We start from the raw sequence: 248 nt of genomic DNA, 5'->3' as shown, positions 1-248 counted from the left end.
CCGCAGTACTGTCGGGTAACCGTAACTTTGATGGTCGTATCCATCCGTATGCCAAACAGGCTTTCCTGGCGTCACCACCACTGGTTGTGGCCTATGCGATTGCCGGTACGGTGCGTTTTGATATCGAGCACGATGCCCTGGCCGTGGTTGATGGCAAGGAAATTACCCTGAAAGACCTGTGGCCATCAGATGAAGAAATTGATGCCATCGTTGCCTCCGCAGTTAAGCCGGAGCAGTTCAAGCAAGTC

At 53.2% G+C, this 248-nt stretch carries 1 protein-coding gene; it reads left to right on the top strand.

Annotated elements, in window-relative coordinates; translation table 11 throughout:
* Positions 1-248: aconitase family protein (locus Q4563_RS21600; RefSeq protein WP_303605988.1), on the top strand; the 248-nt coding region annotated here is incomplete at both ends.

It is taken from the genome of Gilvimarinus sp. 1_MG-2023, assembly GCF_030548285.1.
Note: the sequence above shows the minus strand (reverse complement) of the source record. Positions and strands in the feature narration are given on the sequence as shown.